We start from the raw sequence: 17,131 nt of genomic DNA, 5'->3' as shown, positions 1-17,131 counted from the left end.
ACAGGACATGGCGAGCCTCGACCGCGACGGCGTGAAGATCCACTACGAGATGCACGGCGCCGGGCCTGCCGTGCTGCTGAGCCACGGCTACAGCGCCACGTCGAGGATGTGGGACGGCCAGGTGGCGGCGCTGAAGGACCGCTACAAGGTCATCGTCTGGGACATGCGCGGGCACGGGCAGAGCGACTATCCCAGCGACGGCGCGAAGTACTCCGAGGCGCTGACGGTGGGCGACATGGCGGCGATCCTGGACGCGGTCGGCGAGAAGAGCGCGGTGATCGCCGGCCTGTCGCTGGGCGGCTACATGTCGCTCGCCTTCCACGCCACGCATCCCGGCATGACGCGCGCGCTGATGCTGTTCGACACCGGGCCCGGCTTCAAGAAGGACGAGGCGCGCGCGGCATGGAACGCCACGGCGCACAAGCGCGCCGCCGATCTCGAGGCGCGTGGCCTCGCGGCGCTGGGCAGCAGCGACGAGGTGCGCCTGAGCCAGCATCGCGACGCCTCGGGTCTGGCCGGCGCGGCGCGCGGCATGCTGGCGCAGCAGAACGACCGCGTGATCAAGTCGCTGGAGGGCGTGAAGGTGCCGACGCTGGTGCTCGTGGGCGCCGACGACAAGAACTTCCTCGCCGCCACCGACTACATGGCGGCCAAGATTCCCGGCGCGTCGAAGGTGGTCATCCCCGCCGCCGGCCATGCCGCCAACCTGCACCAGCCCGCCGCCTTCAACCGCGCCGTCGAATCCTTTCTGTCCTCCCTCTCCCTGCGATAGCGGGGAGAGGGTCGGGGTGAGGGGCCGGATCGAATAGACTGCGGCCGCGGTTTGCCGCACGAACCCCTCATCCCAACCCTCTCCCCGCAGGCGGGGAGAGGGAGCAAGACGAGCTGCAAGCGAACAAGAGGACCGTCATGAGTTTCGATTTCACCGGCCGCCGCGTCGTGGTGTGCGGCGGCAGCCGCGGCATCGGCCGTTCGATCGCGCTGGGCTTCGCCCAGGCGGGCGCCGACGTCTCGATCTGCGCGCGCGAGCCCAAGGCGCTGGAGGAGACGCGCACGGACATCGCCAGGTCGAACCACAAGGCGCATGCCGCCAGCTGCGACCTCGGCGACGCGGCCGCGATCAAGCGTTACATCGAGGACGCCGCCCAGGCGCTGGGCGGCATCGACGTGCTGGTCAACAACGCCTCGGGCTTTGGCTCGACCGACGACGAGGCGGGATGGGCCGCGGGCCTCAATGTCGACGTCATGGCGATGGTGCGCGCCTCGCAGGCGGCGATGCCGTATCTCGAGAAGGCCGGTGCGGCCAACGACGTCAATGGCGGCAAGGCCGGCGCCTCGATCATCAACATGTCGTCGATCTCGGCCATGCGGCCGGCGGCGCGCCAGCCGCCCTACGGCGCGGTGAAGGCGGCGATGATCCACTACACGCTGTCGCAGGCCGCGACTTTGGCGCGCAAGAACATCCGCGTGAACTGCATCGCGCCGGGCTCGATCGAGTTTCCCGGCGGCGTCTGGGATCGCCGCAAGACGGACGCGCCGCAGCTCTACAACGCGATCCACAAGAGCATCCCGTTCGGCCGCCTGGGCCATCCCGAGGAGATCGCGAGCGTAGCGCTGTTCCTCGCCTCGCCCCTGGCCAACTGGGTCACCGGCCAGACGATCTCGGTCGATGGTGGCCAGCTGCTGGGCGCCTGAACGCCATGCGCTTGCTCGTCTACAATCCCAACACGACCCAGGCGGTCACCGACCGCATGGTGGAGCAGGCGCACCGCCACGCGTCGCAAGGCACCGAGATCGTCGGGCTGAGCGCCCCCCGTGGCGTGCCTTATATCAGCCTGCCCGAACAGGCGGCGGCGGCTGAAGCGGTCACGCTGGAGATCGTCGCGCGCGAATGGCCGTCCCATGACGCGATCATCATCGCCGCCTTCGCCGATCCCGGCCTGATGGCGGCGCGTGCGCTGTCGAAGCGGCCGGTGCTGGGCATCGCCGAAAGCGCATTGCTGACGGCGGCGATGATGGGTGAGCGCTTCGCGATCGTGTCGCTCGCCTCGACCCTGCGGCCGGTGTTCGAGACGATGGCGCGTCGCCTTGGCCTGGCCGAGCGGCTGGCGGTCAACTTCTTCCTGGATGCGCCGGTCGCCGACGTGGCCTCGGTGCAGACCGACCACGGCGCGGCGCTGGAAGCGGCGTGCCGGGAGATTGCCGCGCGTGGCGATGTCGCCTCGATCGTGCTGGGAGGCGGACCGCTGGCCGGCCTGGCCGACAGCCTCCGCGCCCGCATCGCCCTGCCGCTGCTCGACGGCGTCGCCTGCGCCGTGCGCCACGCAGAGACGCTGGTGCGGCTGCGCTAGCGCAACGAACGAAATGCGGAATCACGCGTCTTTGGGAGCGCCGGCGTCCCGCCGGCGCTCCCAGGAAGACGGCTGAGTTCGTTTTGACGCTCGGTGCTCTAGGTCGAGCGGCGCAGGCGCAGCGCGTTGGCGATGACGCTGACCGAGCTCAGCGACATCGCCGCGGCGGCGATCACCGGCGACAGCAGCAGACCGAACACCGGATAGAGCACGCCCGCGGCCACCGGAACGCCGGCGGTGTTGTAGGCGAAGGCGAAGAACAGGTTCTGCCTGATGTTGCGCATGGTGGCGCGCGACAGGATGCGCGCGCGGGCGATGCCGCGCAGGTCGCCCTTCACCAGCGTGACGCCGGCGCTTTCGATGGCGATCTCGGTGCCGGTGCCCATGGCGATGCCGACATCGGCCGCCGCCAGAGCCGGCGCGTCGTTGACGCCGTCGCCGGCCATGGCGACGACGCGGCCCTCGGCGCGCAGGCGCTGCACGATCGCCGCCTTGTCCTGCGGCAGGACCTCGGCCTCGACCGCATCGATGCCGAGCTTCGCCGCCACCGCCTCGGCCGAGCGGCGCACGTCGCCGGTCAGCATGACGATGCGCAGGCCGGCGGCCTTCAGCGTCGCCAGCGCGTCGGGCGTCGTGTCCTTGACCTTGTCGCCGACGGCGATCAGCGCGGCGAGCCGGCCATCGTTCGCCAGCATGACGACGGTGGCGCCGTCGGCGCGCAGGGCGTCGGCGCGGCTCTCGCCGGGTGCCGTATCGATGCCGCGCTCCCTGAGGAAGGCGGCATTGCCCAGCACGAGCGCCTTGCCGTCGAGCGTGCCCGACACGCCCTTGCCGATCGGCGAGTCGAAATCCTGCGCGTCAGCCAGCGCCAGCTTGCGCTCGCGCGCGGCGCCCACGATGGCGGTGGCGATCGGATGCTCGCTGCCGCGTTCGAGGCTGGCGGCGAGCCGCAGCGCCTCGTTGTCGTCGCCGCCGTCGAGGGTCTCGACGGCCAGCAGGGTCGGCCGTCCTTCGGTCAGTGTGCCGGTCTTGTCGATCACCAGCGTGTCGACCTTCTCCATGCGCTCCAGCGCCTCGGCGTCGCGGATCAGCACGCCTTCGGTGGCGCCGCGGCCGATGCCGACCATGATCGACATCGGCGTGGCGAGGCCCAGCGCGCAGGGACAGGCGATGATCAGCACCGAGACGGCGGCGACGATGGCGAAGGGCAGGGCCGGCGCCGGTCCCCACAGGCTCCAGGCGGCGAAGCTCAGCACCGCCACCAGCAGCACCGCGGGCACGAACCAGCCCGAGACCTGGTCGGCGAGGCGCTGGATCGGCGCGCGGCTGCGCTGCGCCTGCGACACCATCTGCACGATGCGCGCCAGCATGGTGTCGGCGCCGACGCGCTCGGCGCGCATCACGAAGCTGCCGGTGGTATTGATCGTGCCGCCCGTGAGCTTGTCGCCCTTGCTCTTGCTGACGGGCATCGGCTCGCCGGTGATCATCGACTCGTCGATCGTGCCGCGGCCGATGGCCAGCGCGCCGTCGACCGGCACCTTCGCGCCGGGCTTGACGCGCAGCCGATCGCCGACGACCACGGTCTCCAGCGGCACTTCGCGCTCCTCGCCGTCCTCCCCGACGCGCAGCGCCGTGGCCGGCGCGAGCTTGAGCAGGGCGCGGATCGCGCCACCGGTGCGCTCGCGCGCGCGCAGCTCGAGCACCTGGCCGAGCAGCACCAGCACGACGATCACGGCGGCGGCCTCGAAGTACACCGCCACCGCGCCATGCGCGTCGCGCAGCGCCGCCGGGAAAGCGCCGGGCACGATGGTGGCGGCGATGCTGTAGAGCCAGGCCGCGCCGGTGCCGATGGCGATCAGGGTGAACATGTTGAGCGCGCGGTTGCGGACCGAGGCCACGCCGCGCGCGAAGAACGGCCAGCCGGCCCACAGCACGACGGGCGTGGCGAAGCCGAGCTGCAGCCAGGCCGAGAGGCGCTGATCCACCAGATGATGCAGGTCGAAGAGATGGCTGCCCATCTCCAGTGCCACGACCGGCAAGGTAAGCGCCAAACCGATCCAGAAGCGGCGGGTGAAGTCGACCAGCTCGTGGTTGGGCGGCGCCTCGGCGGTGATGGCCTCGGGCTCCAGCGCCATGCCGCAGATCGGGCAGCTGCCCGGCCCGACCTGGCGGATCTCGGGATGCATCGGGCAGGTGTAGATCGCCGCGGCCTCGGCCGGCGTGGGCGCCGCCGCCGGTCTCGGCTCGAGATAGCGCTGCGGCTCGGCCTGGAACCTGGTCAGGCACTTGGGATTGCAGAAGTAGTAGGTCTGGCCGTGATGCTCGTGGACGTGCCTGGCGCCCTCGATCTTCACCTTCATGCCGCAGACGGGATCGGTCGCCACCGCGTGGTCGTGATGCTGATGCTCGCTCATGGCTTGCCATATATACCCTACGGGGGTATAGTACAAGCATGGACGACAAGGTCAGGAAGTCCAGCCTTGCACGGCTGGCACGCATCGAGGGCCAGGTGCGCGGCGTGGCGCGCATGGTCGAGGCCGACCGCTACTGCATCGACGTGCTGACGCAGATCGGCGCGGTGCGCGCCGCGCTCGACAGGGTCGAGCAGGAGATCCTGCGCGACCATCTCGGGCACTGCGTGGCGCACGCGATGGGCAGCGGCTCGAAGGACGAGCGCCAGCGCACCATCGACGAGCTGATCGCGGTGCTCGACAGCCGCAAGCGGTGAGTCGGGATCTTCCCTTCCCCCGGAGGGGGAAGGTGCCCGAAGGGCGGATGAGGGATGTCGAAGACGGACGGAGGAGGCCGTCTTCGACATCCCCCATCCGTCAGCGCTACGCGCTGCCACCTTCCCCCTCCGGGGGAAGGTAGTTCTACGTGTCTCACCGCAGCGGCGCGTGCTCGCCGGTGAAGCGGTCGAAGTCGGTCCAGAAGCGGGCGCGGACCTTGTCGATCTCCATCATGATCTCGTGGCGCGCGCCCTCGTAGTCGATCACCTTCGCATTGGGCAGCCGCGTGGTCAGCGCCGCGTGGGTGCGGCTGTCGACCAGCAGATCCTGCTTGGCGCTGAGCATCATCAGCGGCAGCGTGATGCGCGCCAGATAGCTCGGCTCGACCAGCTGGCGAATCGACTTCACCGCCTGGCGCAGCCAGCCTATGGTCGGCCCGCCGATCGGCAGGCGCGGGTCGGTGACATACCAGGCCTCGGCGAAGCGGAAGCGGCGCAGATCGTGCGTCACCTTGTTGCCGATGAACTCGCGACCGACCAGGCGGAAGGGCGTGCCGCCGTAGAAATAGCGCTGGTCGATCTTGGCGGTCGGCGGCAGCAGGCTGAGCAGCGCGCGGATGGCCGCCTCGCTGCGCAGCCCCGTCATCGGCGCCGTCATGAACCCGGCCTTGATCGGCCCGTTGCCGTGCTCGGCCAGATAGCGCAGCAAATTGTGCGCGCCCATCGAATGGCTGAGCGTGACGATCGGCCGGGGCGTGTCGCTGGCGGCGACCTTGTCGACGAAGGCGGCGAGATCCGACACGTAGGTCTCGAAGCGGTCGATGTGACCCTTCTGCGAATCGGGCAGCGAGCGCGCCGACAGGCCCTGGCCGCGCCAGTCCATGGTCCAGATGGCGAAGCCGCGGGCGCGCAGCTCGGGGACGATCTCGATGGCGTATTTCTCGATGAACTCGCCGCGGCCGTTGAGCAGCAGGATGGTGCCGCGCGGCCGCTCGGCGCGGGCGCGCCAAAAGGCGTAGCGCAGCCTGGCGCCGTCGGGCGATGTCACGAAGTCGTAGCGGTCGGCGGCGACGTACATCTGCCGCACGAGCTCGGGCACCGCCCGGGGCGCGGCATCGGGATCCGGCTCGTCGGCAACGATGGGGGCGGGTTGGGTCACGGCATCCATGGCGTACAAAGTGAGCGGTAACAACAGTTGCCGCCCGGGACAACGTCCCTGTTGCCGCTCCAGCCGGCAGGTAACTGCGACTTGTTCGCGTTCGCCTTGACCCTAGCGCTGGAATCGGCCATCTACCACTGCGACTTACTCGCGTGTGCGACCCGCTGGGGCGTCGGCCGCGGTGGAGGAGGGTGCAGATGACCGCCAGAGCCTTGATTTTCGCCACTGCCCTGGCCGCCGGGATGGCAGCGGCGCCCACGATGGCGCAGCAGCTCAATCTCTATTCGGCGCGCCACTACCAGACCGACGAGAAGCTCTACGGCGATTTCACCAAGGCCACCGGCATCAAGATCAATCGCATCGATGCCAAGGAAGACGAGATCATCGAGCGCATCCGCCAGGAGGGCGCCAACAGCCCGGCCGACGTGATGCTCACCGTCGACATGGGCCGCATCTGGAAGGCCGAGCAGGCCGGCATCCTGCAGCCGGTGAAGTCGGCGGCGCTGGAAAAGGCGGTGCCGGCCTATCTGCGCGACAAGGACGGCAAGTGGTTCGGCTTCTCCGCCCGCGCCCGGGTGCTGGTGGTCAACAAGGACAAGGTCAAGCCGGGCGAGCTGAAGGACTACGAGGACCTCACCAAGCCCGAGTGGAAGGGCCGCATCTGCGCCCGTTCCGGCAGCCACATCTACAACCTCTCGCTCCTGTCCTCGATGATCGCCACGGTCGGCGAGGAGAAGGCCGAGGCCTGGGCCCGGGGCGTGAAGGAGAACCTCGCGCGTCCGCCGCAGGGCGGCGACACCGACCAGATCAAGGCGGTGGCCGCCGGCCAGTGCGACGTGGCGATCAGCAACAGCTACTACTACGTGCGCCTGCTGAACTCGGCCAAGGACGCCGACAAGGCGGTGGCGGCCAAGACCCAGGTCCTGTTCCCCAACCAGGGCAACCGCGGCACGCATGTCAACGTCTCGGGCGGCGGCATGGCCAAGAACTCGCCCAACCGGGACGCGGCGGTGAAGTTCCTCGAGTACCTCGCCAGCGACTCCGCGCAGCTCTACTTCGCCAACGGCAACAACGAGTGGCCGGTTACCGAAGTGCCGGTCGACAACAAGGGCCTCGCCTCGCTGGGCAACTTCAAGCGCGACCAGGTGAACGTCGCCGAGCTCGGCCGCAACCAGGCCAAGGCGCAGGCGATCATGGACAAGGTCGGCTGGAAGTAGGCCACCGGCCTCCCCGACGCTGCCGACGACGGGCGCCGCTGCGATCGCAGCGGCGCCCGTTTGCGTGTTGACAGCGTCGGTCATTGTGCTGAGCTGGACGCATGTCCGACGAACGCTATGTCGTCTTGCTCGGCGATCGCCGCTACGCGATCCACCGCAAGTGGGCGCGGTTGCCCGCAGGTGAAAGCTTCGGGTTCATCTCTGATCTTGTGGTCGATCGCGAGGGGCGCGTGCATGTCGCGCAGCGTGGAACCGATCGGCCGGTCCTCGTCTTCGAGCGCGACGGACGTCTCGTCGGATCGTGGGGTGAGGGCCAGCTCGCCGAGCCGCACTACATCAGCGCCGCCTCCGGCGGCACGATGCTGGTGGCCGATCGCGACGCGCACCAGGTGCTGCGCTTCGACGCCGACGGCAGGCTCGTGCAGGCGCTCGGCCGCCGCCATCACCCCGCGCTCGACGCGCCGTTCAACCATCCGACGGCGGCGGCCGAGGCGGCAGACGGCGAGATCTACGTCGCCGACGGCTACGGCAATTCCAGCGTCCATCGCTTCGCCGCCGACGGCACGCTGATCCGCAGCTGGGGCGGGCACGGCGATGCGCCGGGCGCCTTCACCACGCCGCACGCCATCTGGGTCGATCGTTTCGACCGGGTGCTGGTCGGCGATCGCGAGAACAACCGTGTGCAGGTCTTCGACCGCGCCGGCAACTTCATCGCCGCCTGGGGCGACTTCTATCATCCGATGCAGATCTGGGTGGACGATCGCGACCGTATCTTCGTCACCGATCAGATCCCGCGCATCAGCCTGCTCTCGCCCGAAGGCAGGCTGATCGGGCGCTGTCGCGGCGCGATCAACGGCGCCCACGGCATCGCGGGCGACGCCGACGGCAACCTCTACCTCGCCGAGCTGCCGCCGCAGGAAGTAACCAAGCTGGAGCGGCTGGACTAGCGATCGTCCAGCCGGAGCACATTCCGATCGCGTAGACTCTTCTGTCATCCCGAGCGCAGCGAGGGATCTAGTCGCAAGCCTGGATCCCTCGCTGCGCTCGGGATGACAGCAATATGTGCTACACGCCCCGACCGGCGTCGCTGCCGAAGCGCGCGCGGCGGCGGCGGATGACGACGAAGGCGGCCAGCGAGAGCGCGATCACCAGGAATGACACGCCCGTGGTCACCGTGCCCAGCGCGTAGAGCACCGGCGTGGTGACGTTGGTCGTCATGCCGTAGATCTCCAGCGGCAGCGTGTTGAAGGTGCCCGACGTGTAGAGGCTGCGCGCGAATTCGTCGTAGCTGAGCGTGAAGCCGAACAGGCCGACGCCGATCAGGCTGGGCAGCACGATCGGCAGCACGACATGGCGGATGGTCTGCCACGGCGACGCGCCGAGATCGCGCGCCGCCTCCTCGTAGCTCGGGCTGAACCGATTGAAGACCGCGAACATGATCAGCAGGCCGAAGGGCAGGGTCCACGACAGGTGCGCGCCGAAGGCCGAGCTGTACCAGGCCGGGTCCCATTCGAGCACGCGAAACAGCAGGCCGATGCCCAGGCTGATCAGGATCGAGGGCACGATCAGGCTGGCGATGGCGAGGTAGAAGACTAGGGTGGCGCCCCTGAAACGCTTGCGGAATGCCAGCCCGGCGGCGAAGGAGACGGCCACGGTCACCAGCATGGTGACAATGCCCAGCAGCATCGAGCGCTGCAGCGAGCCGGCGAAATCGCCGACCATCTGGCGCTCGAAGAGATTGCCGAACCAGTGGAGCGACACGCCGTTCATCGGAAAGGTCAGCCCGCCCGAGGGGCCCTGGAAGGACAGGAGCACGATGGTCGAGGTCGGCCCGTAGAGGAACAGCACGAACAGGCCGAAGAAGCCGGCCAGCAGGTAGAAGGAGAGGGGACGCCGGCGGCCGTCGCGCATCGCCTAGAGCTCCCTGCGGATGTCGACGACGCGGATCATCAGCGCCACGGTCATCAGCACCAGGATCAGCAGCACGACGGCGTTGGCGGCCGCCGCCGGGTACTGCAGCAGCGACATGGCGTTGATCATCATCAGCCCGACCGAGGCGCTCTGGCCGCCGCTCATCAGACGCACGGTGACGAAGTCGCCCATGACGATGGTGACGACGAAGATCGAGCCGATGGCGATGCCGGGCTTGCACAGGGGAATGATCACGTTCCACAGGATCTGCCGGCCCGAGGCGCCGGCGTCGTGCGCCGCCTCGATCAGCGAGCGGTCGATGCGCATCATCGAGTTGAAGATCGGCACCACCATGAACAGCGTGTAGAGGTGGACATAGGCCAGCACGACGGCGAAGTCGGAGAACAGCAGGAACTCGAGCGGCCGGTCGATCACGCCGGCGCCCTGCAGCGCGGTGTTGAGCACGCCGTTGCGGCCGAGGAACGGGATCCACGAGATCATGCGGATGATGTTGGAGGTCCAGAACGGAATCGTGCAGACCAGGAACAGCACCGTCTGCCACGCCGTCGAGCGCACATGGAAGGCGAGGAAATAGGCGACGGTGAAGCCGATCAGCAGCGTGCAGATCCAGGTGATGAGGGCGAATTCCAGGGTCTGCCCGTAGGTGCGCCAGGTGATCGAGGAGCTCAGCAGCTCCTCGTAGTTGGTCAGCACGAAATCCGGCAGCAGCCGCGTGCTGTCGTAGTCGAAGAAGCTGACCACGACGATGGTCAGGATCGGCACGACAAGGAACACCAGGAACACCAGCGACAGCGGCGCTACCTGGAGATAGGGCACCCAGTTCGGGCTGCGGACGGACATCGGGAGAGATTACGCGAAGAACGCCGTCGTCCTGAGCGCCAGCGAAGGACCTCGCGGTAGTGCGAGCGGACACATGCCTTGATGTGACCGCACGACCGCAAGGTCCTTCGCTTCGCTCAGGACGACATCACGCGCCTACGCCGCGATGAAGGAGTTCCACTTCTGGACCATGTAGCGGTCCTCATCCATCACCGCGTTCCAGCACGAGACCGCGCCCATGCGGTCGTAGAACGAGCCGCCGTCGCGCACCGCACCGGGCTTTTCCATCACCACGCCCTTGGGGCTCTTGATCTCGCCCTTGGCCGGCTTGCCTTCCATCCAGTAGCCCCACTCGTCCTCGCTCATGTTGGCCTTGGCGGTCTCGAGCACGGCGGAGTAGTAGCCCTGCCGGTTGAGGAAGGCGCCGACCCAGCCCGACATGTACCAGTTGATGTAGTCATAGGCCGCCGCCAGCTTGTCGCCGCTGAGATGCTTGGCGAGGCCCAGGCCGCCGCCCCAGGCGCGATAGCCTTCCTTGAGCGGCTGGTAGATGCAGGGCACGCCCTTCGACCGCACCGCGGTGACCGCCGGCGACCACATCGACTGGATGATCACCTCGCCCGAGGCCATCAGGTTCACCGACTCGTCGAAGGTCTTCCAGAAGGCGCGGAACTGGCCCTCCTTCTTGGTCTTGATCAGGAAATCGATGGTCTTGTCGATCTCCGCCTTGGTCATGTTGCCCTTGTCGCCGTACTTCACGATGCCCGCCGACTCGCAGATCATCGCGGCGTCCATGATGCCGATCGAGGGAATGTTGAGGATCGAGGTCTTGCCCTTGAACTTCGGGTCGAGCATGTCCTTCCACGAATCGATCTTGCGGCCGACCAGATCCGGACGGATGCCCAGCGTGTCGGCGTTGTAGATCGTCGGGATCATCGTGAACCAGCCGGTCTGGCCCTTGGCGAACTTGGTCGAGCCGGCGCCCTCGACGAAGCCCACCGTGCTCGGCGCCGTACCCTGCGCGACCACGCTGTCGGGCTTGAGCTTGCCCGTGGTGAAGATCGGCACGATCTTGTCGAAGTACTTGATCTTCTTGACGTCCATCGCCTGCAGCACGTTGGCCGGGAAGACCTTCTTGACCATCCAGTACTCGATGTCGGCGATGTCGTAGCTGTTGGGCTGCGTCACCGCGCGCTGCACGACCGCGTCGGAGTCGAGCGCCGTCATCTGCAGCGTGATGCCGAGGTCGGCTTTGCACTTGTCGGCGATCTCGTTGATGTTCGAGACGCCGGTGCCGAACTGGCGCAACGTGATGTTCTTCGTCGTCTGGCCCCAGATGGTCGGGAAGCCGCCGATCGCGCCGCTGCCCAGCGCCGTGCCGGCGAGCGCGGCGGTGCCCTTCAGCATGGTGCGGCGTCCGGGTCCCGCGGTCTTCTTCTCGCTCATGATGCCTCTCCTTCTTCTTCAATGCCCGATGACGTGCATGTCCTCGGGTGCCCAGCCCACCGCCACCGCGTCACCCGGGGCGACCGGCGCGGCGTAGAACTTCGCTTCGGGGACCACGGCCGAGAACGGCTCGAGGCCGGCGATCTCGACGCCGATCTGCACTGATGTGCCGAGATACTCGACCGAGCGCGCCGTGCCGCTCAGCCGCAGGGCGCTGTCGCTCGGCGCGTCGGGCCGGCCGAGCTCGATGCGATCGGCGCGCACCGCGACATGGATATCGCCGCCGGCGTGGCCGTTGGCCGGCACCTTCACGCGCGTGCCGTTGGCGAGGGTCGCGGCGTCGGCGCCGTCGCGCGTCGCCGCCAGCACGTTGTGGCCGCCGATGAATCGCGCGACGAAGGCCGAGGCCGGCCGGTTGAAGATGTCGCGCGGCGGCGCGGCCTGGTCGATGCGGCCCTGGTTCATCACCACGACAAGGTCGGCCAGCGCCATGGCCTCTTCCTGGCCGTGCGTGACGTGGATGAAGGTGATGCCCAGCCGCGTCTGCAGCGCCTTGAGCTCCTCGCGCATCCTCACCCGCAGGAAGGGATCGAGCGCCGACAGCGGCTCGTCGAGCAGCAGCACCGAGGGATCGGTGATCAGCGCCCGGGCCAGGGCCACGCGCTGCTGCTGGCCGCCGGAGAGCTGCGAGGGAAAGCGCTTTGCATAGGGCTCCATCTGCACGCGCTGCAGCAGCTCCAGCGCGCGGCGGCGCCGCTCGGCCTTCTCGACGCCGCGCATCTTGAGGCTGAAGGCGACGTTGTCGACGCAGTCGAGATGGGGGAAGAGCGCGTAGCTCTGGAACATCATCGCCGTGCCGCGTTTGGCCGGCGGCAGGCCGGTGATGTTGTCGCGGCCGAGGATGACGTCGCCCTCGCTCGCCTCCTCGTGGCCGGCGATCATGCGCAGGGTGGAGGTCTTGCCGCAGCCGCTGGGGCCGAGCAGGCAGCAATATGTGCCCGCCGGTATCTTGAGGTTGATGCTGTCGACCGCGAGCGTCTGACCGTAGCGCTTGGTCAGTGCGATCAGTTCGATGTCGGGGGCTCCGACCATCCGCTCGTCTCTCCCGGACGCCTCGGCTTCTGTCCGGGTGCCCGATGCAAGAGCAGTGCCGCGCATCAGCGAGGTGAGCCGATGCCCAAAGGAGCGGCGATCGTCGCGACCGGTCACTGAACAATCCCCCGATGCTGTCTACGGAGTATCCGCCCACAGGCGCGTTTCGGCGATTCCGATTGTGGATTGGGCATATTGCTCGTCGAATGATCACCAATTGTCATCCTGAGCGAAGCGAAGGATCCGGCGGGGGCCCGATCGGGGCCACGATACCGCGAGGTCCTTCGCTGACGCTCAGGACGACGACGTGCGGCTGGCTCGCGTCTTGCGTCTCCGGGACCAGCGGGATCGAGGTGGCGGATGAAGCTGATCGGGGTCGATGTCGGTGGCACCTTCACCGACCTGGTGTTCGCCGACACGGAGGCCGGCAGCACCTTGATCCACAAGGTGCCGACCACCCCCGACGATCCCTCGCGCGGCGTCGTGTCGGGCCTTGTTGCACTGTGCGAGAAATACGGCGTCCCGCGCGAGGCGGTCGACGTGGTGTTCCACGGCACCACCATTGCCACCAACGCCATCCTCGAGCACGACGGCGCGGTCACCGGCATGATCACCTCGGGCGGCTACCGCGACATCCTGCATATCGGCCGCCACCAGCGGCCGCAGCATTACTCGATCATGCAGGACATCCCCTGGCAGGACCGGCCGCTGGTGCGCCGTCGTCATCGCAAGACCGTGCGCGAGCGGCTGATCCCGCCCCGCGGCGAGGTGCTCGACGCGCTCGACGAGGACGGCGTGCGCCTGGCGGTGCGCGAGCTGAAGGAAGCGGGCGTGCAGGCCATCGCCATCTGCTTCCTGTTCTCCTATCTCGATCCGGCGCACGAGGAGCGCGCCCGGCAGATCGTCGCCGAGGAGTACCCTGCCTGCTTCGCGACGACCTCGGCGTCGGTATCGCCGCAGTTCCGCGAGTTCGAGCGTTTCACCACGACGGCGATGAACGCCTTCGTCGGACCCAAGGTGCGCGACTACGTGTCGAAGCTCGAAGGCGACATCGTCGCCTCCGGCTTCGCCGCCGATCTGCGCATCATGGCCTCCAATGGCGGCGTGGCGACGCCGTCCATGGTGTCGGAGCGGCCGGTGCTGACATTGTTGTCGGGACCGGCGGCCGGCGTGATCGGCGGCGACTGGGCCGGTGCGCTGTCGCAACGGCGCAACCTCATCACCTTCGATGTCGGCGGTACCTCGGCCGATATCGGCATCGTCGCTTCGGGCACCTTCGGCGAGGCCACGGCGCGCGACACGTGGATCGCCGGCTTCCCGGTGCTGGTGCCGATGATCGACGTGCACACCATCGGTGCCGGCGGCGGCTCGATCGCCTTCGTCGACAGCGCCGGCGCCTTCAAGGTCGGTCCGCGCTCGGCCGGTGCCGTGCCCGGTCCGGCCGCCTATGGCCGCGGCGGTGCGAAGCCGACGGTGACCGACGCCAACGTCGTGCTCGGACGGCTCGACGCCAGGCATTTCCTCGGCGGCGGCATGGCGCTCGACGAGGTGGCGGCGCGGCGCGTGATCGGCGAGCTGGCGCGCGAGCTCGGCATGGGCGAGCGCGAGGCGGCCGAGGGCGTGATCACCGTGCTCAACGCCAACATGGCCAACGCCATCCGCTCGCGCACGGTGCAGAAGGGCATCGACCCGCGCGACTTCACCCTGGTGGCCTTCGGCGGCGCCGGCCCGCTGCACGGCGCCGAGGTCGCCGCCATGCTGGGCGTGGCAGAAGTGATCGTGCCGCCGCATCCCGGCATCACCTCGGCGGTCGGCCTGCTGATCAGCGATCTGCGCTACGACGCGATCCGCACCGCCTTCCAGGTCTCGACCGCGCCCGATCTGGCGCGGCTGAACGCCGGCTTCGAGTCGATGGCCCGCGAGCTCGAGGCGCGCTTCGCCGCCGACGACATCGACCTCGAGCGGGTAAGCTTCGTCAGGCGCGGCGACCTGCGCTATGTCGGCCAGGGTTACGAGCTGCGTGTCGCCTTCCCCGACGGAACGCTCGACGCGGCGGCGCTGGCCGAGGCCTTCGCGGCCTTCCACGAGGTGCATCGCCGCGAGTACGGCCACCATTTCGCCGACAGCGCGATCGAGATCGTCAACATCCGCCTGGTGGGCGCCGCGGGCGCGGCCGAGATCGCGCGGCCGGCGCCGCCATCAGGTGGCCCGCTGGAGGCCGCGCGCATCCGCACCGGGCTGTGCACCTTCCGCGTCGATGGCGAGCTCACGGACCACGAGACCGCGTTCCTGCTGCGCGACAAGCTGCCGGTCGGCACAGCGATCGACGGCCCGGCCATCGTGCTGCAGATGGACTCCACCACCGTCGTCCCGCCGCGTCACACCGTCACGGCCGACGCGGCCGGCAACCTGATCATCCGCCGTGCGTAGCCGCGCGGCCCACTACCTTCCCCCGGAGGGGGAAGGTGCCCGAAGGGCGGAAGGGGGATGTCGAAGACGAACGCAGGAGTTCGTCTTCGACATCCCCCATCCGGCGCTGCGCGCCACCTTCCCCCTCCGGGGGAAGGTACAGACACTGCCAGGAGCAACACCATGACCAGCGCGACCGCGCGGCAGATCGCCACCAAGCCCGATCGCATCGACCCGATCACCGTCTCTGTGATCCAGGGCGCGCTGGAGAACATCGCCATCGAGATGGGCTACAAGCTCATGCGCATGAGCTACTCCTCGATCATCCGCGAGTCGGAGGACTTCGGCGCGGCGCTGGTCGACGCCGAGGGCAGGGGGCTGGCGGAATCGGCGCAGTCGACGCCGCTGCAATCGGGACCGATCCCGGGCTACGTCAAGGGCGTGCAGCGCATCCTCGCCGAGCGCGGCGAAACGATCCGTCCCGGCGACGTGATCATGCACAACGATGCGTACTCGGGCGCCAGCCACGGACCCGACGTGGCGTTCCTGGTGCCGGTGTTCATCGGCGCGCGGCTGATCGGCTTTGCCGCCACCACGGCGCATCACCTCGACATCGGCGCGCTGTCGCCGGGCTCCTGTGGCATCGTCGAGGCGATCGACGCCTATGCCGAGGGCCTGCAATTCAAGGCGATCAAGGTCTACGACAGGGGCGTGCGCAACGACGCGGTGTGGCAGATCCTGCGCGACAACATCCGCGCCTCGAACCTCGTGGTCGGCGACATGGAGGCGCAGATCGCCGCCGCGCGCATCGGCGCCGAGCGCCTGGTCGAGCTGGTGAACCGCTATGGCCTGGAGCTCTACGAGCAGGCCTGCGAAGCGCTGATGGATCACGCCGAGCGGCTGATGCGGCAGGCGATCGCCCGGCTGCCCGACGGCGTCTATCGCGCCGAGACGGCGATCGACGGCTATCTCGACAGCGACGATCCGGCCAAGAAGGAGCTGCCGATCGTCGTCACCATCACCAAGACCGGCGACGAGATGGTGGTCGACCTCACCGGCACGGCGCCGCAGGTGCCCGACCGGCCGATCAACATGCCGCTGGAGGGCACCGCCGACATCGCCATCTGGCTCACCATCCGCTCGGTGCTGCTCGACACCGCGGTGCACGGCCACATCCCGGTCAATGCCGGCCTGATCCGCCCGATCAGGATCGTGGCGCCCAAGGGCTGCCTCGCCAACCCGAGCTTCCCGGCGCCGACCATCGCGCGCTTCTGCCCCGGCAACCAGCTCGCTGACACCGTGATGAAGGCGCTGGCGCAGGCGGCGCCCTCGAGCGTCTCGGCCGGCATCGGCAATCTCAAGGTGATCGCCTTCTCGGGCCTGAAGGACGACACGCACTGGGTGCACATGGAGATCTTCGAAGGCTCCTATGGCGGCCGCCACGGCAAGGACGGCATGGACGCCGTCGACACGCTCTATGCCAACACCCGCAACAACCCGATCGAGGACATCGAGACCCACCTGCCGCTGCGCGTGCTGCGCTACGAGCTGCGCGAGGACGTCGCCGGCGCCGGACAGTGGCGCGGCGGCCTGGGCTCGGTGCGCGAATTCGCCTTCCTGAGCGACGGCGGCGCCTCGGTCGAGGGCGAGGGCCATCGCTATCGCCCCTGGGGCTTCCAGGGCGGCGGCGAGGGCTTCCCGGCGAAACTCGACCTCGTGCCGCCCTCGGGCGCCGAGCGCGCGCTGCCGTCGAAGGTGCCGCACATGGGCATGAGCACCGGCGGGCGCTTCATCTGCTACGGCCCGGCCGGCGGTGGCTACGGCGACCCGCTCAAGCGCGATCCGCAGGCCGTGCTCGACGACGTGCTCGACGGCTTCATCTCGGTCGAGACGGCGAAGCGCGACTATGGCGTGGTGATCGGCGCCGACATGACGCTCGACGTGGCGGCGACGGCGTCGCGACGTAGCTGAGATCGGA

14 protein-coding genes are annotated in these 17,131 nt (G+C 68.6%); 8 read left to right on the top strand and 6 right to left on the bottom strand.

Features of this window, described 5'->3' with window-relative positions:
- Positions 1-7: 7 nt before the first annotated feature.
- The 3 genes from KF889_14185 to KF889_14175 all read left to right on the top strand — a co-directional run bounded on the left by KF889_14185 (position 8) and on the right by KF889_14175 (position 2,351).
- On the top strand, positions 8-772 hold the full coding sequence (locus KF889_14185; GenBank protein ID MBX3500593.1) for an alpha/beta fold hydrolase: 765 nt from the start codon (positions 8-10) through the stop codon (positions 770-772).
- A gap of 137 nt (positions 773-909) precedes the next feature.
- The gene (locus KF889_14180) at positions 910-1,695 is read left to right on the top strand and encodes an SDR family oxidoreductase (GenBank protein MBX3500592.1); all 786 of its coding nucleotides are present in this window, start codon (positions 910-912) and stop codon (positions 1,693-1,695) included.
- Between the two features lie 5 nt (positions 1,696-1,700).
- A complete protein-coding gene (locus KF889_14175; GenBank protein ID MBX3500591.1) occupies positions 1,701-2,351 on the top strand; it encodes an Asp/Glu/hydantoin racemase in 651 nt (216 codons plus the stop codon).
- A gap of 98 nt (positions 2,352-2,449) precedes the next feature.
- Here KF889_14175 and KF889_14170 read toward each other — a convergent pair whose 3' ends face one another.
- The gene (locus tag KF889_14170; protein MBX3500590.1) at positions 2,450-4,765 is read right to left on the bottom strand and encodes a heavy metal translocating P-type ATPase; all 2,316 of its coding nucleotides are present in this window, start codon (positions 4,763-4,765) and stop codon (positions 2,450-2,452) included.
- A gap of 38 nt (positions 4,766-4,803) precedes the next feature.
- Here KF889_14170 and KF889_14165 point away from each other — a divergent pair, with 38 nt between their 5' ends.
- Entirely contained in the window at positions 4,804-5,079 is a 276-nt protein-coding gene (locus KF889_14165) for a metal-sensitive transcriptional regulator (GenBank protein ID MBX3500589.1), read from the top strand.
- A gap of 154 nt (positions 5,080-5,233) precedes the next feature.
- Here KF889_14165 and KF889_14160 read toward each other — a convergent pair whose 3' ends face one another.
- Positions 5,234-6,238 carry an alpha/beta hydrolase gene (locus KF889_14160; protein ID MBX3500588.1) on the bottom strand — a complete coding sequence of 335 codons (1,005 nt, stop codon included), beginning with the start codon at positions 6,236-6,238 and terminating at the stop codon, positions 5,234-5,236.
- Positions 6,239-6,435: 197 nt separating this feature from the next.
- Between KF889_14160 and KF889_14155 the strand changes: the two genes are divergently transcribed.
- Together KF889_14155 and KF889_14150 are read left to right on the top strand one after the other, a co-directional pair.
- The gene (locus KF889_14155) at positions 6,436-7,455 is read left to right on the top strand and encodes a Fe(3+) ABC transporter substrate-binding protein (protein ID MBX3500587.1); all 1,020 of its coding nucleotides are present in this window, start codon (positions 6,436-6,438) and stop codon (positions 7,453-7,455) included.
- A 359-nt stretch (positions 7,456-7,814) separates the two neighbouring features.
- Positions 7,815-8,402, top strand: coding sequence for a hypothetical protein (locus KF889_14150; GenBank protein ID MBX3500586.1), 588 nt, complete (start codon positions 7,815-7,817; stop codon positions 8,400-8,402).
- Between the two features lie 118 nt (positions 8,403-8,520).
- Here KF889_14150 and KF889_14145 read toward each other — a convergent pair whose 3' ends face one another.
- The 4 genes from KF889_14145 to KF889_14130 form a co-directional block, all read right to left on the bottom strand.
- Positions 8,521-9,366: an ABC transporter permease gene (locus KF889_14145; GenBank protein MBX3500585.1), complete on the bottom strand. Its 846-nt coding sequence runs from the start codon at positions 9,364-9,366 to the stop codon at positions 8,521-8,523.
- A gap of 3 nt (positions 9,367-9,369) precedes the next feature.
- Positions 9,370-10,227, bottom strand: coding sequence for an ABC transporter permease (locus KF889_14140; GenBank protein ID MBX3500584.1), 858 nt, complete (start codon positions 10,225-10,227; stop codon positions 9,370-9,372).
- A 135-nt stretch (positions 10,228-10,362) separates the two neighbouring features.
- Positions 10,363-11,652, bottom strand: coding sequence for an extracellular solute-binding protein (locus KF889_14135; protein MBX3500583.1), 1,290 nt, complete (start codon positions 11,650-11,652; stop codon positions 10,363-10,365).
- An 18-nt stretch (positions 11,653-11,670) separates the two neighbouring features.
- Complete coding sequence (locus tag KF889_14130) at positions 11,671-12,744, bottom strand: ABC transporter ATP-binding protein (GenBank protein ID MBX3500582.1); 1,074 nt, start codon at positions 12,742-12,744, stop codon at positions 11,671-11,673.
- A 360-nt stretch (positions 12,745-13,104) separates the two neighbouring features.
- On the opposite strand from KF889_14130, the gene KF889_14125 reads away from it, so the two are divergent.
- Together KF889_14125 and KF889_14120 are read left to right on the top strand one after the other, a co-directional pair.
- Positions 13,105-15,174, top strand: coding sequence for a hydantoinase/oxoprolinase family protein (locus tag KF889_14125; GenBank protein MBX3500581.1), 2,070 nt, complete (start codon positions 13,105-13,107; stop codon positions 15,172-15,174).
- A gap of 162 nt (positions 15,175-15,336) precedes the next feature.
- Positions 15,337-17,124, top strand: a complete 1,788-nt coding sequence (locus tag KF889_14120) for a hydantoinase B/oxoprolinase family protein (protein MBX3500580.1) — start codon at positions 15,337-15,339, stop codon at positions 17,122-17,124.
- Positions 17,125-17,131 lie beyond the last annotated feature (7 nt).

The organism is Alphaproteobacteria bacterium (genome assembly GCA_019635875.1).
In the GTDB taxonomy this organism is placed as follows: domain Bacteria; phylum Pseudomonadota; class Alphaproteobacteria; order Reyranellales; family Reyranellaceae; genus JAFAZJ01.
This window is presented reverse-complemented; position numbering and strand designations above follow the sequence as displayed.